The organism is Actinoplanes utahensis (assembly GCF_016862455.1).
In the GTDB taxonomy this organism is placed as follows: domain Bacteria; phylum Actinomycetota; class Actinomycetes; order Mycobacteriales; family Micromonosporaceae; genus Actinoplanes; species Actinoplanes utahensis.
Genome location: NZ_BOMZ01000033.1, coordinates 119,694 through 141,110, shown reverse-complemented (window position 1 = coordinate 141,110; position 21,417 = coordinate 119,694). Strand labels below are relative to the sequence as shown.

General features: G+C 70.6%; 17 protein-coding genes. 10 read left to right on the top strand and 7 right to left on the bottom strand.

What is annotated here, in order from left to right:
* The first annotated feature begins 3 nt into the window (after positions 1-3).
* From Aut01nite_RS10840 to Aut01nite_RS10825, 4 genes are all read left to right on the top strand, one after another.
* Positions 4-1,272: an ABC transporter permease gene (locus Aut01nite_RS10840; protein WP_043533372.1), complete on the top strand. Its 1,269-nt coding sequence runs from the start codon at positions 4-6 to the stop codon at positions 1,270-1,272.
* 103 nt (positions 1,273-1,375) lie between these two features.
* Entirely contained in the window at positions 1,376-2,089 is a 714-nt protein-coding gene (locus tag Aut01nite_RS10835; RefSeq protein ID WP_043533373.1) for a cytidine deaminase, read from the top strand.
* Positions 2,086-3,363 (top strand): thymidine phosphorylase, encoded by a 1,278-nt coding sequence (locus tag Aut01nite_RS10830; RefSeq protein WP_043533374.1) that lies wholly within the window; start codon positions 2,086-2,088, stop codon positions 3,361-3,363. The genes Aut01nite_RS10835 and Aut01nite_RS10830 overlap by 4 nt, the downstream gene beginning before the upstream one ends.
* Positions 3,364-3,369: 6 nt before the next feature.
* Positions 3,370-4,050: a DUF4272 domain-containing protein gene (locus Aut01nite_RS10825; protein ID WP_043533375.1), complete on the top strand. Its 681-nt coding sequence runs from the start codon at positions 3,370-3,372 to the stop codon at positions 4,048-4,050.
* A gap of 99 nt (positions 4,051-4,149) precedes the next feature.
* Here Aut01nite_RS10825 and Aut01nite_RS10820 read toward each other — a convergent pair whose 3' ends face one another.
* The gene (locus Aut01nite_RS10820; RefSeq protein WP_043533376.1) at positions 4,150-4,965 is read right to left on the bottom strand and encodes a putative RNA methyltransferase; all 816 of its coding nucleotides are present in this window, start codon (positions 4,963-4,965) and stop codon (positions 4,150-4,152) included.
* A 26-nt stretch (positions 4,966-4,991) separates the two neighbouring features.
* On the opposite strand from Aut01nite_RS10820, the gene Aut01nite_RS10815 reads away from it, so the two are divergent.
* From Aut01nite_RS10815 to Aut01nite_RS10795, 5 genes are all read left to right on the top strand, one after another.
* Positions 4,992-6,113: an adenosine deaminase gene (locus Aut01nite_RS10815; RefSeq protein ID WP_043533377.1), complete on the top strand. Its 1,122-nt coding sequence runs from the start codon at positions 4,992-4,994 to the stop codon at positions 6,111-6,113.
* A gap of 452 nt (positions 6,114-6,565) precedes the next feature.
* Positions 6,566-10,060, top strand: coding sequence for a sensor histidine kinase (locus tag Aut01nite_RS10810; RefSeq protein ID WP_204037505.1), 3,495 nt, complete (start codon positions 6,566-6,568; stop codon positions 10,058-10,060).
* Positions 10,057-10,461, top strand: coding sequence for a roadblock/LC7 domain-containing protein (locus Aut01nite_RS10805; RefSeq protein ID WP_014447580.1), 405 nt, complete (start codon positions 10,057-10,059; stop codon positions 10,459-10,461). Before Aut01nite_RS10810 ends, Aut01nite_RS10805 begins: the two co-directional genes overlap by 4 nt.
* 132 nt (positions 10,462-10,593) lie before the next feature.
* Complete coding sequence (locus Aut01nite_RS10800; RefSeq protein WP_043533582.1) at positions 10,594-10,974, top strand: DUF742 domain-containing protein; 381 nt, start codon at positions 10,594-10,596, stop codon at positions 10,972-10,974.
* 1 nt (position 10,975) lies between these two features.
* The gene (locus Aut01nite_RS10795) at positions 10,976-11,563 is read left to right on the top strand and encodes a GTP-binding protein (RefSeq protein ID WP_043533378.1); all 588 of its coding nucleotides are present in this window, start codon (positions 10,976-10,978) and stop codon (positions 11,561-11,563) included.
* A gap of 1,423 nt (positions 11,564-12,986) precedes the next feature.
* On the opposite strand, the gene Aut01nite_RS43360 is transcribed toward Aut01nite_RS10795, so the two are convergent.
* The 5 genes from Aut01nite_RS43360 to deoC all read right to left on the bottom strand — a co-directional run bounded on the left by Aut01nite_RS43360 (position 12,987) and on the right by deoC (position 20,034).
* A complete protein-coding gene (locus Aut01nite_RS43360; protein ID WP_043533379.1) occupies positions 12,987-15,791 on the bottom strand; it encodes a hypothetical protein in 2,805 nt (934 codons plus the stop codon).
* Positions 15,792-15,855: 64 nt separating this feature from the next.
* Complete coding sequence (locus Aut01nite_RS10780; protein ID WP_084000135.1) at positions 15,856-16,704, bottom strand: SatS C-terminal domain-containing protein; 849 nt, start codon at positions 16,702-16,704, stop codon at positions 15,856-15,858.
* Between the two features lie 92 nt (positions 16,705-16,796).
* On the bottom strand, positions 16,797-17,636 hold the full coding sequence (locus Aut01nite_RS10775) for an aldehyde dehydrogenase family protein (RefSeq protein WP_173476758.1): 840 nt from the start codon (positions 17,634-17,636) through the stop codon (positions 16,797-16,799).
* Positions 17,629-19,053: an aldehyde dehydrogenase family protein gene (locus Aut01nite_RS10770; protein ID WP_043533382.1), complete on the bottom strand. Its 1,425-nt coding sequence runs from the start codon at positions 19,051-19,053 to the stop codon at positions 17,629-17,631. Before Aut01nite_RS10770 ends, Aut01nite_RS10775 begins: the two co-directional genes overlap by 8 nt.
* A gap of 51 nt (positions 19,054-19,104) precedes the next feature.
* Positions 19,105-20,034, bottom strand: a complete 930-nt coding sequence (gene deoC / locus Aut01nite_RS10765) for a deoxyribose-phosphate aldolase (protein WP_043533383.1) — start codon at positions 20,032-20,034, stop codon at positions 19,105-19,107.
* A 60-nt stretch (positions 20,035-20,094) separates the two neighbouring features.
* Between deoC and upp the strand changes: the two genes are divergently transcribed.
* Complete coding sequence (upp, locus tag Aut01nite_RS10760) at positions 20,095-20,727, top strand: uracil phosphoribosyltransferase (protein ID WP_043533384.1); 633 nt, start codon at positions 20,095-20,097, stop codon at positions 20,725-20,727.
* 134 nt (positions 20,728-20,861) lie between these two features.
* On the opposite strand, the gene Aut01nite_RS10755 is transcribed toward upp, so the two are convergent.
* The gene (locus Aut01nite_RS10755) at positions 20,862-21,347 is read right to left on the bottom strand and encodes an NUDIX hydrolase (RefSeq protein ID WP_043533583.1); all 486 of its coding nucleotides are present in this window, start codon (positions 21,345-21,347) and stop codon (positions 20,862-20,864) included.
* Between the last annotated feature and the right edge of the window lie 70 nt (positions 21,348-21,417).

Genomic DNA, 21,417 nt, shown 5'->3' with positions numbered 1-21,417 from the left:
GACATGTCGACCGCGACTGTGGAGGACCTGGCCGAGGTCACCGCGCCGGAGCCGTTCTGGACCCGGTACCGCCGTCTCGGCCTGGCCCTGATCCTGCTCGGCGGGCTGGCGGCCGTGGTGTTCGGTGCGCTGGCCACGAGCGAGGACGCCAGGTTCACGCTGACGGAGAACGCCGAGGGCGCGGCGCTCGCCATCGACGGCAGGTTCGGCGCGGTGCTCTTCGGGGTGCTGACGGTGGCCGCCGGTGGGGCGCTGTTCGCCGGGGTGCTCAAGCGGCACGCCAACGTGTGGCTCAGCCTGGGCATCCTCACCTTCGTGCTGTCCTTCCTGTGCTGGCAGGTGGCGGGTGAGTTCATGCCGCTGGTGGACACCACGGACGGCACGCTGCAGCTGGCCCTGCCGCTGATCCTCGGCGCGCTGGCCGGTGTGCTCGGCGAGCGCTCCGGTGTGGTGAACGTGGCGATCGAGGGCCAGTTCCTGATGGGCGCCTTCGCCGGCGCCCTGGTCGGCACCATGGCCGGCAGCGTCTGGGCCGGTCTGATCAGCGCGGCCGTCGGCGGCGTGATCATCGCGGCGATCCTGGCCGTGCTCTCGATCCGCTACCTGGTCGACCAGACGGTCGTCGGCATGGTGCTGAACCTGTTCGCGCTCGGCATCACCGGCTTCCTGTACGAGCGGCTGATGCAGCCGAACGCGCAGACCTACAACCAGCCGCCGCAGATGCCGGAGTGGCGGGTGCCGGGCCTGGCCGACATCCCGGTCGTCGGGCCGGTGCTGTTCGAGGCGAACCTGCTGGTCTGGCTCGCACTGGGCCTGGTCATCGTGATCCACTTCGGGCTCAGCCGGACCCGGTGGGGCCTGCGGACGCGGGCCGTCGGCGAGCACCCGACCGCGGCCGACACGGTGGGCATCCGGGTACGCGGCCTGCGTTACCTGAACGTGCTCCTCGGTGGTGTGGTCGCCGGTATCGGCGGGGCGTACTTCACGCTGGTGGCGACCGGCAGTTTCACCAAGAACATGACCGCGGGGGCGGGCTTCATCGCCCTGGCCGCGCTCATCTTCGGCCGGTTCACCCCGATCGGGGCGTTCGGGGCGGCGCTGTTCTTCGGCTTCGCGCAGAAGCTGGCGACGTACCTGAGCGCGATCGACAGCCCGGTACCCAGCCAGTTCCTGAACATGCTGCCGTACCTGGCGACGCTCATCGCGGTGGCCGGTCTGGTCGGCCGGGTGCGCGGGCCGGCGGCCTCGGGTCAGCCGTACATCAAGAGCTGAGCCTGTTTCAAGATCATTTCCCGCGCGAGAAGACGCGGGATCACGCGGGAAGTCGCCGGTGCCGCGGCTTCCCGCCCCGGAGCGCTACGGCAGAATCGGTGTCATGGAGATCGACTGGGCGGCTCTGCGGACCGCCGCCATCGAGACGATGCGGCGGGCGTACACGCCGATATCCGACTTCCCGGTCGGGGTGGCCGGCCTGGTCGACGACGGCCGCGTGATCGTCGGCTGCAACGTGGAGAACGCGTCCATCGGGATGACCCTGTGCGCCGAGTGCGGCCTGGTCAGCTCCTTGCACGCGACCGGCGGCGGGCGCCTGGTGGCGATCTCGTGCGTGGACGCGACCGGCGCCCCGCTGATGCCGTGCGGCCGCTGCCGTCAGCTCCTCTGGGAGCACGGCGGCCCGGAGCTGCTGGTCGAGGCGCTGCCCCGGCCACTGCGGATGACCGAGCTGCTGCCGCACGCGTTCGGTTACGAGGACATGGAACGGGTCACCGGCCCGGTCGGCGGCGCCGACGTGCCCCCCGAGCTGGCGAAGTGGCGCGGCCGGGGGACCGTTTTCGTCCACCCGGACCTGTCCGGCGGCGAGACGATCTGGACGAGTTACTGGGAACGTTCCTCCGGCGAGCCGGGATCGGCCGAGGAGAAGGGCATCCTGGAGGAGGGCCCGAACCTGGCCTCCGCGGCCGCCGCCGTGGCCTGGGGACTGGTCCGCACTCCGCGGGTCGTGGTGGTGGATGCCGAGGGCGGACTGTCCTGGGCGGGTGAGGGAGAGGCCCCTGAGGGCATCCCGCAGCGTTGGGAAGAACAGGCATGAGCGCATTCGCGGCAGTGGACGTCATCCGGGCCAAACGGGACGGGCACGTTCTCACCGACGCCCAGATCGACTGGGTCGTCGACGCGTACACGAAGGGGATCGTCGCCGACGAGCAGATGTCGGCCCTGGCCATGGCGATCCTGCTGCGCGGCATGACGAGCGCCGAGATCGCCCGCTGGACCGCCGCGATGATCGCCAGCGGCGAGCGGCTGGACCTGTCCTCGGTGACCCGGCCGACCGCCGACAAACACTCCACCGGCGGCGTCGGCGACAAGATCACGCTGCCGCTGACCCCGCTGGTCGCCGCGTGCGGGGTGGCCGTGCCGCAGCTGTCCGGCCGCGGCCTCGGCCACACCGGCGGCACCCTGGACAAGCTGGAGTCGATCGCCGGCTGGCAGGCCCGCATCTCCAACGAGCAGTTCAAGAGCCAGCTGCAGGACATCGGCGCGGTCATCTGCGCCGCCGGCGAGGGCCTGGCCCCGGCCGACCGCAAGCTCTACGCGCTGCGCGACGTCACCGGCACGGTCGAGGCCATCCCGCTGATCGCCAGCTCGATCATGAGCAAGAAGATCGCCGAGGGCACCGGCGCGCTGGTCCTCGACGTCAAGGTCGGCACCGGCGCGTTCATGAAGGACCTGGCCTCGGCCCAGGAGCTGGCCCGCACCATGGTCCAGCTCGGCAAGGACAGCGGCGTCACCACCGTCGCGCTGCTCACCGACATGAGCACCCCGCTCGGCCTGGCCGTCGGCAACGCCAACGAGGTGGCCGAGTCGGTCGAGGTGCTGGCCGGCGGCGGCCCGTCCGACGTCGTCGAACTGACCCTGGCCCTGGCCCGGGAGATGCTGGCCGCGGCCGGCGTGGACGCCGATCCGGAGAAGGTCCTGGCCTCCGGCAAGGCGATGGACACCTGGCGCGACATGATCCGCGCGCAGGGCGGCGACCCGGACGCGACGCTGCCGGTGGCCGCGCACACCGAGGTGCTGCGGGCGACCGAGGACGGGGTGGTGACCTCGATCGACGCGTACGGGATCGGCATCGCCGCCTGGCGTCTCGGCGCCGGCCGCGCCCGCAAGGAGGACCCGGTCAGCTTCGGCGCCGGCGTGCAGTTGAAGGTCCGCCCGGGTGACCGGGTCAGGACCGGTGACGTGCTGCTGGAGCTGCGCGCCGACGACGAGTCGCGGATCCCCGCGGCCCGCGCCGACGCCGCCGGGGCGTTCACCTTCGGAGCGGCGGCGGCGGCCCCTGTTCCGCTGCTGCTCGACCGCATAGCCTGAGGCGCCATGCAGAAGGCCGTACCCGATCCCCGCGCCGTTCGCGAGGCGAGCCTCGACGAACTGGCCCGGCTCGGCCTGCCCCTGCCCCCGCTGGCGTTCCCGCTGGTCTGGGAGCCGGGTGACACGGTCGAGCTGCGTCCGGTCGCGGAGCTGGAAGCCCGCGCCGCGGTGCTGCACGTCGTCGTCGCGCGCTGTTTCGGCATGCCCACCGAAGCGGCGATGAGCTGGCTGCTCGGCTCGCATCTGGTCGAGCTCGTCACCCCGCCGGAGTGGCAGTTCGTCATCGGCGCGAAAGGCGACCACCGCTCGTTCGTGCTGCACCACGACGCGGTCTTCGCGCTGGCCTGGCTGCTCGGCCTGAGCCGGCACCTGGACCCCACGGTGGCGCCGGACGACCGGCTGATGGCCCAGATGCCGGACCTGCCGGCCGGCGAGAGCTTCACCCGCTGGCGGTCCCGGTCGCTGGTCGCGGTCCGCGATCCGATCGAGGCAGCGGTGCTGCTCGACCTCTACTACTGTCTGGACTGGGCCTACCAGGAGGCCGAACAGCACGGCCGGTCCCTGCCCGGCGAGGTGGACAGCAACGCGATCGGCCAGCGCCGGTGGGCGCTGGAGTGGGCGGTCGTCTTCGACGGCCCGTACCACGACAGACCTCCGGAGTGGGAAGAGGTCGACCTCTCCGTCTAGGGCCTTGCCGACCCTTCGCTGGTACGGGCCACGCGGTGTCCCGCCGGAACCCGGCCGTCCCGGGAGGTCCGGGAGCGAGGTGGGCGGGACACCGGGCCGCTACGCCCGGGACGGGCGTAGCGGCCGATAGACCGTCACGTCGACGGCGGCCGTCACGCGGACGTCGTGCGTGGGCAGGTCGTCCACCGGCACGTGCCGGGCGCTGGGGGTCATCCCGATCAGCGTGCGCGCCTCGGCCGCGGTCAGCTTCAGCTCGCGGCGGTGGGTGGCGGTCTCCGCGAGCGTGAAGTGCCCGCCGAGACTCTCCCCGACCCGGGCGGCCTTGTCCGGGTCGACCTGGATCAGGCCGTACTCGGTGATCAGCTCGGCCAGGTGGTCGGCGGCCGGGGTGACCACCAGCAGCACGCCGTCCGGGTGCAGCACCCGGTGGAACTCGGGACCGTTGCGGGGCGCGAACACGTCGAGCACCACCGAGGCGACCGCGTCGGCGACCGGGAGCGGGCGCCACAGATCGGCCAGCACCGCCGCCGCTCGTGGATGGGCCCGGGCGGCCCGGCGTAGTGCCGGCTTGGAGACGTCCAGTCCGAGACCGATCGCCGCGGGGGAGGCGTCCAGGAACCGGGCCAGGTAGTCGCCGGTCCCGGTGCCCGCGTCCAGCACGAGCCCCTCGGTCCGGTGCCCGGCCAGCGCGCCGGCGATGAACGAGTAGTGCCCGGCGGCCAGGAAATCGGCCCGGTCGGCGACCATGTCCGCGCTGTCCCCGGTGTGCGGGAGGCGGCCGGCGCTGAGATCGGCGTACCCCTGCCGGGCCATGTCGAAGCTGTGCCCGCGCGGGCAGCGCAGCGCCCGCTCCCGGCGAGCGAGTGTGTCGCGGCACACCGGGCACCGCAGATACGGAATTGCTCCGTCGATCATCGGGCGCTTCCCTCTAGGCTTCTCGGATGGCTGGCATCGCACACTCCGACATCATCAAGGCCCCGAAAGTTCTGCTGCACGACCACCTGGACGGTGGCCTGCGGCCGGCCACCATCGTCGAGCTGGCCGAGGCGGTCGGTCACGAACTGCCCTCCACTGATCCGGAACGGCTCGGCGAGTGGTTCGTCGCGGCCGCCGACTCCGGCTCGCTGGAACGGTACCTGGAGACCTTCGCGCACACCGTGGCGGTGATGCAGACCGAGGAGGGCCTGCACCGGGTCGCCAAGGAGTGCGCCCTGGACCTGGCCGCCGACGGCGTCGTCTACGCCGAGATCCGGTACGCCCCGGAGCAGCACCTGGAGCGCGGCCTCACCCTGGACCGGGTGGTCGAGGTGGTGCACGAGGGGTTCCGGGAGGGCTGCGCCGAGGCCGCGGCCAACGGCACGCCGATCCGGGTCGGCACCCTGCTGACCGCGATGCGGCACGCCGCCCGGTCGCAGGAGATCGCCGAGCTGGCGGTCCGCTACCGGGACAGCGGCGTGGTCGGTTTCGACATCGCCGGCGCCGAGGCCGGCTTCCCGCCCACCCGGCACCTCGACGCTTTCGAGTACCTCCAGCGGGAGAACTTCCACTTCACCATCCACGCCGGCGAGGCCTTCGGGCTGCCGTCGATCTGGCAGGCCATCCAGTGGTGCGGCGCGGACCGGCTGGGCCACGGCGTACGCATCGTCGACGACATCACGGTCACCGCGGACGGGCCGAGCGCCCCGTCGGTCACCGGGGGTACCCACTCGGCGCCACCGGTGCTGGGCCGGCTGGCCTCCTATGTCCGGGACAAGCGGATCCCCCTCGAGTTGTGCCCGTCGTCGAACGTGCAGACCGGTGCCGCACCGTCGATCGCCGAGCACCCGATCAAGCTGCTGCACGACCTCCGGTTCCGGGTCACCGTCAACACCGACAACCGGCTGATGAGCGGAACCTCCATGTCACGGGAGATGACGCTGCTGACCGAGGCGTTCGGGTGGGGCTGGATGGAACTGCAGTGGCTGACGATCAATGCGATGAAGTCGGCGTTCATTCCCTATGACGAGCGGCTGGTGCTCATCAATGAGGTGATCAAGCCGGCGTACGCCAAGCTCGTGGCCTGAAAAGTGCCTTTTTCCGGCGATATAGGGATCTGAACGAACGTACGTCAATAGAAATCGGCCGTCAGACGCGGGGGGCGCACCGTTCGGCTAGACTGCCGCCTGCAAAGTCGGCATACTCGGGCGGCTCGCCTTGCCGATCGCGGGAAACCGAGTCATCGTCACTCTTATCGCGATCGACTACGATCGGGACCCGGCCGGCGTGCACCCACCCCCCAATGCCACGCCGGCCAGTGAGTGACCTTGAGAGATGTGCAGCTTCACAGGCAGTGATCTGAGACCGGCGATGTCCAACTATGAGGTTGCAACATCGCGTCACACAACCGGTCCGTGTCCGCCTGCTCTTTCTCTTTGACACTTGTCGTGATGGAATCTCGGGGGCCCGACGTCGGCGAGTCGGCCGTGTGCGGTGTCCGGCGAGCCGAATGCCGGGCCCGAATCAGGAGGACGGTGACGTGAGCAAGCGCCCCAGTAGCGCGAACGGCGTCATGTCGCGTCTGCGGCGACCCGCGGGTCGGCTGCGAGACCTACCAATCTGGTCCAAACTTGGCCTGATCATGCTGGTGCCGACGGTCGCAACGATCATCGTCGGTGTCAACGGCCTCGTGGACCACATCGACGAAGCCAGTAACGCGGAGCGCGCACGCACCCTCTCGGTGCTCTCCGAAGCCTCCGGTGGTCTGGTCGACCACCTCCAGGCCGAGCGCACGTACGGCGTCATGATCACCGTCGCTCCCACCGGCAGCCAGAACTTCAAGTCCGCTGTCGACCTCTACAACGGCGAGCACGGCGACGTCGACGCGGCCAAGGTTCCGTACATCCAGCAGACCGGCCTGGAGGACGTCCCGGAGAACGTCGGGGTCCTGCTCCTCCGCCTCGACCGCAACCTCGAGGACCTGCCGGTGTTCCGCAGCCGCGTCGCCAAGGGCGGCGTGGAACCGAGCGACGTCCTGAAGACCTACGACACCCTGATCAACGACCTCCTCCAGGTCCGTGTCATCTCCGCGCAGCTGGCCAACAACCAGGATCTGAGCGACCGGCTGCGCGTGGTGGCCGCGGTCGCCCAGGCCAAGGACTACGTCGCCCAGCAGCGCTACATCGGCCAGCAGGTCATCGCGAAGAAGGCCTTCGACGCCACCTTCCGCAAGGACCTCCTGTCGACCATGACGGGCCTCGAGCTCACCGCGCAGACGCTCGACTCGGTCGCTTCGACGGCGGAGACGGAGTTCTACGACAACACCATCTCCGGCCCCAAGAAGCAGCAGGCGGCCAACTACACCGGCCCGATGATCTCGCTGCAGGGCGAGGACATCTCCAGCCTTCCGATCAACCCGGCCAAGTGGGAAGAAGCGCTCGCCGGCTACAACGAGCTGTACCGCCAGGTCGAGGTCGAGTTCGACAAGCGGATCGTGGACCAGGCCACCACCCTGCGCAACGACACCAACCAGGACGTCTTCCTGGAGACCAGCCTGCTGCTCGGCATGCTGCTGCTGGCCATCCTCTTCGCGTGGTTGGTCGCCCGGTCGATGGCCCGCTCGCTCCGTGAGCTGCGCCAGGGCGCGCTCGCCGTCGCCCAGTTCGGCCTGCCGCACGCGGTGAGCCGGCTGCGTGACCCGGCACTGTCCGCGTCGCTCACCCCGGCGCAGGTCGCCGACCAGATCGCCGAGCCTCTCCCGGTTCGCAGCCGGGACGAGTTCGGGCAGGTGACCGAGGCGTTCAACGCGGTCCACCTCGAGGCCGTCCGCACCGCCGCCGAACAGGCCGCACTGCGTGCCTCCGTCGCGACGATGTTCGTCAACCTGGCCCGCCGTTCGCAGATCCTGGTCGACCGGCTCATCGGTCACCTGGACCGGCTCGAGCGCGGCGAGGAGGACCCGGACCGTCTGGCCGAGCTCTTCCAGCTCGACCACCTGGCCACCCGAATGCGGCGTAACGACGAGAACCTCCTGGTCCTCGCCGGCGCCGACTCGACTCGCGTGCAGCGGGAACCGGCCGCTCTGATCGACGTGCTCCGGGCCGCGCAGTCCGAGGTCGAGCACTACACCCGCATCGAGTTCGGCATGATCGACCGGGACATCGAGGTTGCGGCGCACGCCGTGAACGACATGGTCCACCTGGTCGCCGAGCTCTTCGACAACGCGACCGCGTTCTCCCCGCCGAACTCCAACGTCCTCGTCGAGGCGCGCAAGATCGGCGACACCGCCGTGCTGACCGTCGAGGACCACGGCATCGGTATCAGCCGCGAGCAGCTCCGCGACCTCAACGAGCGGCTCGCCAACCCGCCGACGGTGGACGTGGCCGTCTCCCGGATGATGGGCCTGGTCGTGGTCGCCCGGCTGGCGAACCGGCACCAGGTCCGGGTCGAGCTCCGCCCGGCCGACCGCGAGCGTGGCACCGTCGCCGAGGTGGGCCTGCCCGTCTCGGTCCTGGCCGCGGCGGCCTCCGCCCAGGTCCAGTCGCGTGCCTCCTTCGACGGTGGTCCCGGCTCCGGCCTGCCCGGCTTCGGCGAGCCCCTGGCCCTGGAGAGCGGCGGCATGAACCCGTCGAACGGCTCCAACGGCTCGGTTCCGGCCTGGTCCGACCTGACCGGCGCGGCGCCGGCCGGATTCGGTGGCTACACCGCGAACACCAACGGGTTCGGCGGCGCCAACGGGTTCGGCGGCACGAACGGTGCCAACGGCTCCAACGGTGCCAACGGCTCGAACGGCGCCAACGGCTCGTCCAACGGATTCCACGGCCCGCGCAGCAACGAGGTCATCCCGCCGCTGCCGGCCGGCCCGCAGGGCTTCGCCGGACTGGACGAGCTGGCCCAGCGCCGCAACGGCGGTGACTTCCGGCCCGACGACTTCCGGTCCGACGAGTTCCGGCCCGACGGCGAGAACAACGGCTTCGGGGCGACCATCCCGCGGCAGCTCCCGGCCAACCCGGAGAGCCAGACCCAGGCCCGTAACGCGTTCATGCCGCCGGTCTCCGCGCCGCCGCTCCCGCCCGTCTCGGCGCCGCCGGTCTCGTCCGCCCCGCCGGTCTCCGCGGCCCCGTTCTACACGGGTCCGGCCGAGCCGGTGTCGGCATCGCCGGTCTCCGGATCGCCCGACCAGCGGACGCCGTTCGCCTCGGCGCCCCCGGCCTGGCCGCCGGTCTCCGCGGAACGTGACACGGCCGCCCCGCACGTCCCGGAGAACCTCGCCGCCGCGCTCGACATGACCGCCGAGATCCCGCGGTTCCGGCCGGAGAACTTCGAGGCCCAGCCGCAGGTGGCACCGCCGACCAACCCGCAGACCATGCCGGTGCCGAACTCGGCCCCGCCGGTCGAGCCGGTGGAGGCGCAGGCCGCCGCCGCCGCGCAGATGGCGTCGGCCCGCGAAGGCGCCGTCCCGTTCGCGGACGAGACGATGGAGCTGCCGATCTTCCGGGAGCTGGAGTCGGCCTGGTTCACCACCACCGGACCCAACGCGGAGGTGCGGCCCAAGGTCGCCGGCCTCGGCGACGAGTCGGTCGTCTCGCAGCGGATCCCGACCGGCGAGCCGGTTCGGAGCCCGGGAGTGCCGCAGCAGGCCGCATCCCCGGAGTCGCGGGACCGCGACACGGCTACTGTTGGTGCACCGGCCGCCGCGGCGGTGGGTTACGGCAACGGCGCTCCCGCGTCGAACCCGTGGCGCACCGCGGCGGACGACGGCTGGCAGGCGGCCCGTGCGGCTGCCGAAGCACCGGTGGAGAGCACCACCACGGCGGGCCTGCCGAAGCGCACGCCGATGGCTCAACTCGTCCCCGGCGGTGTCGACCGGGGCGGTAACTCCGTCCAGCGCCGTACTCCCGAGGGGGTCCGCGGTCTCCTGTCCGCGTACCACCGCGGTGTGCAGCGCGGTCGCACCAAGGAACAATCGACCAACCTGGAGGACACTCCGGGAGGGCAGCAGCCCTCGCAGGCTGGCAAGGAGCATGAGGCATGACATCTACGCAGGATCTCGGTTGGCTTCTGGCCAACTTCGCCGACCGCGTTCCCGGGGTCGCGCACGCGATCGCGGTCTCCGCCGATGGTCTGCTCCTGGCGGCCTCGCGGGACCTCCCCCGGGACCGGGCCGACCAGTTGGCGGCCATCGCGTCCGGGCTGGTAAGCCTGACCCAGGGTGCCGCTCGATGCTTTGAGGGTGGCGCCGTCCTCCAGACAGTCGTCGAGATGGACAATGGTTTCCTGTTCCTGATGTCCATCTCCGATGGCTCGTCCTTCGCGGTGCTCGCGGCGCGCAGCTGCGACGTCGGGCAGGTCGGATACGAGATGGCTCTCCTGGTCGACCGGGTCGGAGAGGCCCTCACCCCCGCGCCGCGCTCCGCGGCCGGGGTGCTGGGCTGACACCGGTTGTGGGCCGGCACGATTCACGGGTCGACCCGTGGTTTCACACCACGGATAAGCTCAGCCGGCTACTGGTCAAAGCTTTGATAACCAATACACTTCGAGGGGCCGAGGAAGGGGTTGAGGGTGACGATGCCTGAACGCGATGAGCCGACTGGCGCGCTGGTCAGGCCGTACGCCATGACCCGTGGTCGGACCCGGCCGAAGCTTGAGATAGCGCTGGAAGCGCTGGTCGAGACAACCGTGCGTGGCCGTTCTGGGATCAGCCGCGGCGGGCAGGGTGGAAGCGAGCATCAGTACATCGCGGCGATGTGCGACGGCGGCCGGGTTCAGTCGCTCGCCGAGATCGCCGCACGCATGCAACTGCCGCTCGGTGTGGCACGGGTGATCGTCGCGGACATGGCCACTGACGGCCTGGTCGCGGTGTACGAGCCCACCTCGCTCGAGGACGAGACCGATGCGGTAGGCACGGAACTGCTGGAAAGGGTGCTGAGTGGACTTCGCAGGCTCTGACATGTCGCACCGTCCCGCTGCGGGACGCGTGACATCGGCGAAGATTGTCATCGCCGGTGGCTTCGGCGTCGGTAAGACGACGCTGGTGGGGTCGGTCTCTGAGATCACCCCGCTCACCACTGAGGCGATCATGACCTCGGCCGGTGTGGGTGTCGACGACAACCGGCAGGTGCCGGGCAAGATGACCACGACCGTGGCCATGGACTTCGGCCGGATCAGCATCGACCGTGACCTGATCCTTTACCTGTTCGGCACACCTGGCCAGACACGGTTCTGGTTCATGTGGGACGAACTGGTCCGGGGTGCGATCGGTGCAGTCGTCATGGTGGACACGCGTCGGCTCGCCGACTGCTTCGCCGCCATCGACTTCTTCGAACATCGGCGCCTGCCGTACCTGGTGGCGATCAACTGCTTCGACGGTATGCAGTACCACAACGCGCAGGACGTGCGGGACGCCTTGGCGGTCTCGAGCGACGTGCCCGTGGTGAGCTGCGACGCCCGTAACCGCGAGTCGACGAAGAACGTCCTCATCTCGCTTGTCGAGTATGTGCTGACGATGCGTCGCACGCGCGCCACGGCACCCGCCTAAGCAGCCGAACGCCCCCTAGTCAGCACAGCGCCCGTCTGACGAAGCGGTCGAAAGCCCCGCCCCGCCCGGTGGAACACTCCACTGGCCGGAGCGGGGCTTTCGACCGCTTTCCGGCCGTTCGCAATCGTATACGAGTGATCACCCGTTGTCATCGCTCGATCCCATTCAACGGATCATCCCCTTCCACCCATTCATGATCCCCACACACCGCCCTACCCCCTGCCGGCCGACCTAAGCCCCACGACGGCGGTTGTCCGCTTCCGGTCCGCGGCGGTTCTCTCGCACCTTGCTCCGGTACGGGCCACCGAGCGTCCCGTGCCTCGCGGCGGCCACGGCAGACCGCCCCTCACGACCGTCCGCGGGTGCAGGTCATGCATGCCCGTCCCGGTCACCCCTCCCCGGCTGGTTGTCACGGCTGTCTCAGCGGCGCTGGGACAGCCGTCCGTGTTCCTTGCGGCACCCGTGCCGTCCGTGTCCTTGCGGCGCCCATGCCGTGCGTGAAAGTCGGCCGCTGGGCGCGGTTGACAGAACGCTTTCGATCAAGGCTTGCTGCGGTGATGGCCGACTTCGAGTCAGCCGTGACAACCAGCCGGACAAACCGGAACCGCTCCACACCGGGTACGCCGTAGCAGCACCGAGGGCTCCCGCTCTTCCATGTGCCGGCGTACAACGCATCACCGGTGGGCCTGGCCGGCTCATCGATATGTCGAGTCCGAGTCGCCTCCGTGGCTCCGACGTCTTAATCGCCGCAGCAGTGGTTCTCTGGCTTTCCTGCAGGAGGTGCTCAACATCAGCTGCGCTGTCTGCCCCACAAACGCCTCCGCTCATAGCTTCTCGGGCAAGTGAGGGCGCTGGTCTTCCCGTACGAGGGCGCTGGCCTTCTCGCCCCAGCAAGGGAGGACAACCGGGGGTAGCACGACGGCATCAGCGGCGGCGGCGATGAACTCGAGCAGCAGGCCGAGTGCTTCGCCACGCGAGAACCGGGTGAGCATCAAACTGTCGAAGCTATCGAAACCTCCCTTTGCCGCGGCCGCTCTACGGGCCCTGCTGCCAAGGTCCCAGAACGATTTTCGGCACCGTGGAGTGCCGGAACACTCGCCTCGACAGCGCCGCCCGATTCCGGCGGTCTCGAGACCCTCCGTCAGGCGTCTCAGGATTCCTTGCTCCTCGCCGAGTCCCGAGTCGCACTTCGATCCATCCAGTTGTGTCTCGGCCGGCCTACGCCCTTGCAGACGTGCGCTGGCTGCCAGGCTGTGCCGCTTGCCTCCGCGCCGCTTGTCTCCGCGCCGCTTGTCTCCGCGCCGCTGCCTCCGCGCCGCTTGCCCCCGCCTTCGGCCCTTGGTGCTGCCAAGCCGTCAAGGTGCCGTGGGAACGACGAAGGGCCACGACCGGGATGGTCGTGGCCCTTCGGTTGTCGTGCCGGTCAGCGGCCGCTGTAGCCCGCGTTGTTGTTGCGGTACTCGTCGGCGGGCTGGCCGTCGCGGCTGAAGTCCCAGCCGCCGGCGGCCTCGCGGCCGGGGCGGCCGCCCATCGCGAAGCCACCGATCTCCTGGCCGCGGCGCCAGCCGCGGAAGTAGCCGGTGGTGTGGGCGGCTATCGAGGCGGCGTCACGGACGATGCGGACCGGGCGCTCCTCGCGCAGCGGGGAACCGGGAACCAGGTTGGCCTGAGGTACCCGCTTCGGCAGGCCGGCTGACGTCTCCGCGGCGACGGCGGGGGTGGCGGCTTTCTGGGCGGCGCGCCATCCGCTGTCGTTCGGGTTGGACCAGCTGACGTCGGTGGAGTCGTTGTGGCCGGTGAACCACGCGGATCGGGCCGCCGCGAAGATCAGCAGGTCGCCGTCGTTGCTGTCGGCGGGGACCGGCGGGGTGGTGCTGCGGTCCAATGCGGTGATCTTGGGAGGCTGGTTCTCCTCGGGGCGCCGGGCCGACGGGGTACCACCGAGCTGGTCGAGTCCGGGCAGGCGGACCCGGCCGCTGCTGTTACGTGCCTGGTCGACCAGACGGAGCGCGGGTTCCTTGGGGAGGTCCAGCGCCGGCGGTTCCTGCGGCATGTCGTGCCACGGCGGTTTCACCCGGCCACCGGCCGGCGGCGAACTGACCGAGGCAGCCGCGGCAGGCCGCGACGGCAGGTCACCCCGGGACGGCAGGTCTCCGCCGCGGGCTGGGAGGTCGCCACCGCGGGACGGGAGGCTGCCACCGCGGGAGGGGAGGTCGCCACCCCGGGACGGGAGGCTGCCACTCCGGGATGGCAGGTCGCCGTTACGGGACGGGAGGTCACTGCCGCGGGACGGCAGATCGGTCCGGGAGGTCTTCTCACCCCGCGACGGAAGATCGATCCGGGACGTCTTCTCGCCCCGCGACGACACGTCGCGCCGGGAGGTGATGGCACCGAGGTCGGACCGCGACGAAGGACCGGTCCGGCCCGGCAGGTCCGGCTTGGAGGAGAGGCCGGAAAGGTCGCTGCGGGACGACGAGGAGGGCAGCTCGCTCCGCGACGAGGAGGGCAGCTCGCTCCGGGAGGCGGAGGTCAGGTCGGTCCGCGAGGCGGAGGACAGGTCGGTCCGGGAGGGCAGGTCGTCCGGGTTGGGCAGGTCGGGGCGGGTGGCCTCGTCGTTCTCCGTTTTCAGCAGTGGCCAGTTGGCGCGGGAACCCGGTTCCGGCGTCTCCTGAGCGGGCCGCTGGGTCGGCATCGGCAGGCTGAAGTCGGTGGCGCCGTTGGCCGCCGCCGCAGCGGGGCGGGCCGGCGACGACGGGGTGACCGAGCGCTGCCTTTCGGAGCGGGCCCGGCTGAGCTCGGCGTGGCTGAGCGTGGCGCGGAACGGCTCGCCGGCCTCGGCCGGGGTGCTCGCGCCGCCCGGCGGCACCGAAGAGGGTGTGGCCGGATTGCGGGGCGCCGAGGTCGGGGTGGCGGGGTTGCGGGGCGCCGAGGTCGGGATGGCCGGGTTGCGCGGCGGCACCGAGATCGGGTCGGCCGGGTTGCGCGGCGGCACCGAGGTCGGCGCGATCGGGTTGCGCGTCGCCGGAATCGGGCGGGTGCCGGGGGTGATGGGTGTCATGCCCGGCGGGGGCGGCGGCACCGAGACGGGCCGGTTCAGCGGGCCGGCGGTGGAGCGGCCGGGCAGGCCGTTCGCTGCGGCGGGGGCGACCGGGGGCGCGGTGAGCGGGTCCGGTGCGACCGGCGGCGGGGTCATCGGCTGCGGGGTGACGGGGCCGGTGCCGGTGGAGATCGGCTCGGGGCGGCCACGGCGGCCGAACCGGGAGCCGTTGTCGGCGCTGGGCACGGGCTCCAGTACCGGTTCGGAGCCGCGGCGGGCGCCGCGACGGCCGACGTTCGGCCCGGTGGTGGGCGGGGTGGCGCGGGCGGTCAGGGTGCCGACCAGGACGTGGCAGGCGAAGTCGCTGGCGCGGACCGCCGCGATGGCCTGGCGGACCGCGTCGGCGGCGGCGGGGGCGAGGGACTTGTTGACGCCGCCGCGGCGCGGCGACTCGCTGATCGCCACCTGCAGGGCGGTGATGGCCGTGAACAGCTCGGTCTCGCTCACGGTCTCGGAACGAGCGGCCAGGTCGGCGGAGATCTCCCGGGCGACCTCTGCGGGGTCGTCGTCCCGGCCGGTCAGCCGGCCGGGCTCGGGAAGCGCGTTGAGGACCAGGAGGGCCACCGGGTCGGCGGGGTCCGGGTAGGCCCGGAGGGCCGCCGGGTACAGCTCGCGCAGCACCTCCCGCAGCGCGATGGCGGCGGCGTTCCGCCCGTTCAGCATGGCGACGTGCGCCGCGAGGACCGGCTTGTAGCTGACCAGTTCCCGGGGCGCCTGCGAGGTCACCGCGGCGATCGCGCCGGCCTGCAGGGCCCGGGCCAGGCCGACGGCCCTGCGTGCGGCCGTCGGCGCGGAGATCTCCTCGGGGGAGTCGTCGTCGGAGAAGCGCTCCGCGTAGTCGTCGACGGCATCGTCGTCGACGACCACGAGCGGCCGGCCGGCCGCGGTGAGCAGTGAGGTGACGACGTGGTCGTCGCTGTCGGCGGCGACCGCCGCGTCGCTGAAGCCCGTCGTCCGTTCCACGAGCAGCGTTCCCAGTTGGGCGTACCCGGCCGGGTCGTCGCTGATCTCATGGACGCCGAGCAGCCGGCCTGCGTCGTCCACCACGGCGATGGTCAGCGGAGCGGCCGAGGCCGAACGCACCGAATCATCAGCCGACGCCAGACCGCAGTACACGCGCACGAGCGCCACGGCGTCGTCCTCCTCCCCGGGAGTGCTTCTCTGTGGCCAAGGACTGATGTTCCCTGGTAATCGGTCAGTCACGCCAGTCCACGGCGGCAGAGATCTTGCCGATGACCGAGCGCCAGCCGAGGCTCGCCTGTTGTGCCCCGATTTTCTTCAATCGGCGCCGACCGAAGAACCCGCCCATTCCGCCCTTTTCGGCAGCTCGGAGGGACTCGTCGAGGTCGTCGAGGGGCGAACCGGGCGACAGTGCCAGGATCACCGGTTTGATCCGGAGCGCGTAACCCAGATCACGGGCCACCTCGCCGGCGTTGATGAGCAACGGCAGATCCCACGTGTCGTGGCCGCCGCGCAGGTTCTCCACCACCAGGTCGAGCTCGTAGCGGTCCTCCGGCTGCGGGTCGACGTCGCTCGACTGTACCCGCTCGGCCAGGTCGCCCCAGCTGTCCAATTGTGCGAGATCGTGCGGAGCACCCGAACGAACGAACGAGACGAGCGATTCGGCGCTCTTGAACGCGATCAGTCGGCCCTTGTGGCTGAGGAACATGGGTACTTCCTCGTCAGCCGGCTGGGCCTCCTTCTCGTCCTCGAAGTCGGCCGGGTCCGGCTCCTCGGCGGTGGTGGGGTCCGCGTCATCCGGCGAAGCCTCGGCGAGGAGCGCCAGTTCTTCCTCTTCCGCCTCCTTCTCGGCACGCCGCTTGCGGGCCTCGAAGGGGTCGTCCTCATCGACCTCGATCTCGGTCGGCGTGAGCTCGGACGCCTTCCGGTACGCCCGGAGGGTCAGACCCACCCCACCCGGCAGCGCGATCTCCACCGGCTCGATGCGGACTTGATCCCAAAGCTCCCGCCCGGAAGACCCCTCGGGCGAGGACTTCTCAGCCACCGGCGCGGACGCCTCGGGCTCGTCGGACTGGCTGGTCACGGTGACCTCCGGGTGATCTGGGGGTGGTGGGACTGGTGACTCTGGGCACACACCCTAGTCGGCAACGCTGTGTGACAGCGTCCCCGGTGGGCTCAGTAGCCCTTCGGATGCCACACCGTCTTCGTCTCCAGCAGTGCCGTCATCGGCCGTAGCCCGGGATCGGCGGTGAAGTCGGTCGCTGCCCCGGGCCTGATCACCCGCTTCAGGGTGCCCGCCGCGGCCCGTTCCAGTTCGGCGGCCAGCTCCGGATGCTCCACCCCGGTCAGGTCGAGGGCGTTGACGTCGTCGTGCGAGGCGAGCCACGGTGCGGTCTCCGCATATCGCCCGGTGAGCAGGTTCACCACGCCGCCCGGGACGTCGGAGGTGGCCAGGACCTCGGCCAGGGTGATCGCGACCTGCGGACCGGCGGCCAGGACGACCACGGTGTTTCCCGTCACGATCGCCGGGGCGACGACGCTGACCAGACCGAGCAGGGAGGCCGGTGCGACGACGGCGACGACTCCGGTGGGTTCCGGCGCGGAGATGTTGAAGAACGGCCCGGCGACCGGGTTGGCGCCACCGGTCACCTGGGCGATCTTGTCGGACCAGCCCGCGTACCAGACCAGGCGGTCGACGGCGGCGTGCACCTCGGAGCCGGGGACGCCCAGCGCGGTGAACTCGCCCCGGCGGGCCTCGAGCATCTCGGCGACGCGATAGAGGACCTGACCCCGGTTGTACGCCGTGGTGCCGGCCCACTTCGGCTGGGCGGCCCGGGCCGCGAGCACGGCGTCACGGGCGTCCTTGCGTGAGGCGAGGGCCACGTTGTCGCCGTCCACCACGTAGGTTCGTCCTGACTCGCTGCGCGGGAACTTGCCGCCGATGTAGAGCTTGTAGGTCTTGCGAACGGTAAGCCGGGACGGCCCCGATTCCAAGACCTTCGATGACTTAGGCAAGGTACGCCTCCAGGCCGTGCCGGCCGCCCTCCCGGCCGTAGCCGGATTCCTTGTAGCCGCCGAACGGCGACGCCGGGTCGAACTTGTTGAACGTGTTTGCCCACACCACCCCGGCCCGCAACCGGTCGGCGACGGCGAGGATCCGCGAGCCCTTCTCCGACCAGATGCCGGCGGACAATCCGTACGGCGTGTTGTTGGCCTTGGCGACGGCCTCCTCCGGGGTGCGGAAGGTGAGCACCGACAGCACCGGCCCGAAGATCTCCTCCCGGGCGATCCGGTGGGCCTGGGTGACCCCGGTGAAGATCGTCGGCGCGAACCAGAAGCCCCGGTCCGGCAGCGAGCACGCCGGAGACCAGCGCTCCGCGCCCTCTGCTGCCCCTATTTCTGACAATTCCGAAATACGGGCGAGCTGGGCCGCGGAGTTGATCGCGCCGATGTCGGTGTTCTTGTCCAGCGGATCACCGACCCGCAGCGTGGCCATCCGCCGTTTCAGGGAGGCGAGCAGCTCCTCGGCGATGGACTCCTGCACGAGCAGCCGCGAACCGGCGCAGCAGACGTGCCCCTGGTTGAAGAAGATCCCGTTCACGATGCCCTCGACCGCCTGATCGATCGGGGCGTCGTCGAAGACGATGTTCGCGGCCTTGCCGCCGAGCTCCAGGGTGAGCCGCTTGCCGGTGCCCGCCACGGTCCGCGCGATCTCCCGGCCCACCTCGGTCGAGCCGGTGAACGCCACCTTGTTCACATCCGGGTGCTGAACCAGGTAGGCGCCGGTGTCGCCGGCCCCGGTGACGATGTTCACCACGCCGGGCGGCAGGTCGGCCTGCCGGCACACGTCGGCGAAGAACAGCGCGGAGAGCGGGGTGGTCTCGGCCGGCTTGAGCACCACCGTGTTGCCGGTCGCCAGGGCGGGCGCGACCTTCCATGCCAGCATCAGCAGCGGGAAGTTCCACGGGATCACCTGGGCGGCCACGCCGAGCGGCCGCGGGTCCGGGCCGAACCCCGCGTAGGCCAGCTTGTCGGCCCAGCCCGCGTAGTAGAAGAAGTGTGCGGCGACCAGTGGCAGGTCGACGTCGCGGGACTCCCGGATCGGCTTGCCGTTGTCCAGCGACTCCAGCACGGCCAGCTCACGGGACCGCTCCTGGATGATCCGGGCGATCCGGAACAGGTACTTCGCCCGCTCCGCGCCGGGCAGCGACGACCAGGGTCCGAACGCCCGACGGGCGGCGGCCACGGCCCGGTCCACATCCTCCGAGCCGGCCGAGGTGACCTCGGCCAGCACCTCCTCGGTGGCCGGGTTGACGGTCTTGAAGACGTTGCCGTCCTTGCCGCCGTCGAACTCGCCGTCGATGAACAGCCCATAGGACCCGGCGATGTCCACCACCGATCGGGATTCCGGGGCTGGTGCGTACTCGAACATGAGGGCTCCCCAATGGGTTTACGGGTTTGCGGCGGAGCCGCCCTGGTCAGCTCAGTCCAGGGTGAAGTAGTCCGGGCCGGCGTAGTGGCCGGTGGTCAGCTTGGTGCGCTGCATGAGCAGGTCGTTGAGCAGTGAGGAGGCGCCGAAGCGGAACCGGTCGGGGTGCAGCCAGTCGTCGCCGGCGGTCTCGTTGATGAGCACCAGGTATTTGATGGCGTCCTTGGTGGTCTTGATGCCGCCGGCCGGTTTGACCCCGATGACCCGGCCGTGCCGCTCCCGGAAGTCGCGGACCGCCTCCAGCATGACCAGGGTGATCGGCAGGGTCGCGTTGACCGCCACCTTGCCGGTCGAGGTCTTGATGAAGTCGGCCCCGGCGAGCATCGCCAGCCAGGAGGCGCGGCGGATGTTGTCGTAGGTGCCGAGCTCGCCGGTCTCCAGGATGACCTTGAGGTGGGCGCCGCCGCACGCGTCCTTGACCGCGGCGATCTCGTCGAAGACCCGGTTGTAGTCGCCGGCCAGGAACGCGCCCCGGCTGATCACCATGTCGATCTCGTCAGCCCCGGCGGCGACCGCCTCACGGGTGTCGGCGAGCTTCACCTCGAGCGGCGCCTGCCCGGACGGGAACGCGGTGGCCACGCTGGCCAGATGCACGCCGGAACCGGCCAGGGCGGCGCTGGCCACGCCGACCATCGCGGGGTAGACGCAGATCGCGGCGACCGGTGGGCAGGACGGATCGGCCGGGTCCGGGCGCCGCGCCTTGGCGCACAGGGCTCGCACCTTGCCCGGGGTGTCGGCGCCCTCGAGGGTGGTCAGGTCGACCATGCGGATGGCCAGGTCGATCGCCGTGGCCTTGCTGGTGGCCTTGACCGAGCGGGTGGCGAGCGCCGCCGCCCGCGCCTCGACGCCCACCTTGTCGACCCCGGGCAGGCCGTGCAGGAAGGAGCGGAGATCGGACAGACCAGCGGACGCTGTCACAGTCATGAAGACGATTCTACGCAACCCTGTGACAGTTGATCTTGGTTGAACGATAGGTTGTTGCCCGTGGACGTCCTTGTCGTAGATCACCCGCTGGCCCAGACCCGGCTCACCGCGATGCGCCGTACCGAGACCGACTCCGGTGTCTTCCGTGCCTCGCTGCACGAGCTGACGACCATGGTCGTCTACGAGGCCGCCCGCCTCTTCGCCGTCGAGAAATACCCCATCGAGACGCCTGTCGCGCCCACCGAGGGCACCCGGCTGGCCAACCCGCCGCTGATCGTCCCGGTCCTGCGGGCCGGCCTCGGCATGGCCGACGCCGCCCTGGGGCTGCTCCCCGAGTCGTCGATGGGCTTCGTCGGCCTGGCTCGCGACGAGGAGACCCACGAGCCGCGGGCGTACATGGAGTCGCTGCCCGCCGACCTGACCGGCCGGCCCGTCCTGGTGCTCGACCCGATGCTGGCCACCGGCGGCTCCCTGCTGCACTGCTGCCGCCTGCTGGCCGACCGCGGCTGCACCGACATCATCATCTGCTGCGTGCTGGCCGCCCCGGAAGGCGTCGAGCGCCTCGCGCAGTCGGGCCTGCCGCTGCGCCTGGTCACCGCGTCCATCGACGAGGGCCTGAACGAGAAGGCCTACATCGTCCCGGGCCTCGGCGACGCCGGCGACCGCCAGTTCGGCGGCATGCGCCGCTTCTGAGAAGCCTTCTCCGATACGCCTCAGCCATCGCACACGCCCGAAAGGCGCGTCTCGGTGGTGACCCGTGCGAAAGCTCGCGTGGGAGCCACGGGGCGGCCGTCGTCGCGTTTGCGGACTGGCTGGGTCGTACCGGATCAGAGGGTGTAGGACCAGCTGGTCGCCTTGCCGGAAGAGAACGGCATGACGCCGTGGAAGACCTGCGGCGAGGCGGCGAAGACCAGCGGAAGGAAATGGCGGTCGGATTCCCACATCGGGAGGTTGCCGGAGAGGACTTCGGCGACGTCGACCCAGTGCAGGGAGCCTTCCGGATTGGCGGTGTACGGCGTGCCGGTCCACGCGGTGACCCGGAAGAGGAAACCGAACCAGTTCTCCCCGCCGCGGCCGAATCCGGGCCAGGAGATCGTCCCGGCCAGATCGATCTCGGTGCAGTCGAGACCGGCCTCTTCGTGGATCTCCCGGCGCAGGCCGGTGACGATGTCCTCGCCGGGTTCGAGTTTGCCGCCCAGTCCGTTGTAATAGCCGTGATGGATGTCGTCGGGGCGGGCGTCCCGCCGGATCATCAGCACGCTGCGGCGGTCGGGGGAGAGCACGTAGCCGAGGGTGGCCAGGATCGCTTGCACGCGGAGCACCTTATCCGGCGCGGGTCGTTGTAGCCGGTGGCGCTAGCCTTCTGGCGGACTTCGGCATCGG

What these genes read in the sequence shown, in the direction of transcription:
- Aut01nite_RS10840 (WP_043533372.1), top strand. Translation starts at nt 4, where the DNA reads ATGTCGACCGCGACTGTGGAGGACCTGGCCGAGGTCACCGCGCCGGAG.
- Aut01nite_RS10835 (WP_043533373.1), top strand. Translation starts at nt 1,376, where the DNA reads ATGGAGATCGACTGGGCGGCTCTGCGGACCGCCGCCATCGAGACGATG.
- Aut01nite_RS10830 (WP_043533374.1), top strand. Translation starts at nt 2,086, where the DNA reads ATGAGCGCATTCGCGGCAGTGGACGTCATCCGGGCCAAACGGGACGGG.
- Aut01nite_RS10825 (WP_043533375.1), top strand. Translation starts at nt 3,370, where the DNA reads ATGCAGAAGGCCGTACCCGATCCCCGCGCCGTTCGCGAGGCGAGCCTC.
- Aut01nite_RS10820 (WP_043533376.1), bottom strand. Translation starts at nt 4,965, where the DNA reads ATGATCGACGGAGCAATTCCGTATCTGCGGTGCCCGGTGTGCCGCGAC.
- Aut01nite_RS10815 (WP_043533377.1), top strand. Translation starts at nt 4,992, where the DNA reads ATGGCTGGCATCGCACACTCCGACATCATCAAGGCCCCGAAAGTTCTG.
- Aut01nite_RS10805 (WP_014447580.1), top strand. Translation starts at nt 10,057, where the DNA reads ATGACATCTACGCAGGATCTCGGTTGGCTTCTGGCCAACTTCGCCGAC.
- Aut01nite_RS10800 (WP_043533582.1), top strand. Translation starts at nt 10,594, where the DNA reads ATGCCTGAACGCGATGAGCCGACTGGCGCGCTGGTCAGGCCGTACGCC.
- Aut01nite_RS10795 (WP_043533378.1), top strand. Translation starts at nt 10,976, where the DNA reads ATGTCGCACCGTCCCGCTGCGGGACGCGTGACATCGGCGAAGATTGTC.
- Aut01nite_RS10770 (WP_043533382.1), bottom strand. Translation starts at nt 19,053, where the DNA reads ATGTTCGAGTACGCACCAGCCCCGGAATCCCGATCGGTGGTGGACATC.
- deoC (WP_043533383.1), bottom strand. Translation starts at nt 20,034, where the DNA reads ATGACTGTGACAGCGTCCGCTGGTCTGTCCGATCTCCGCTCCTTCCTG.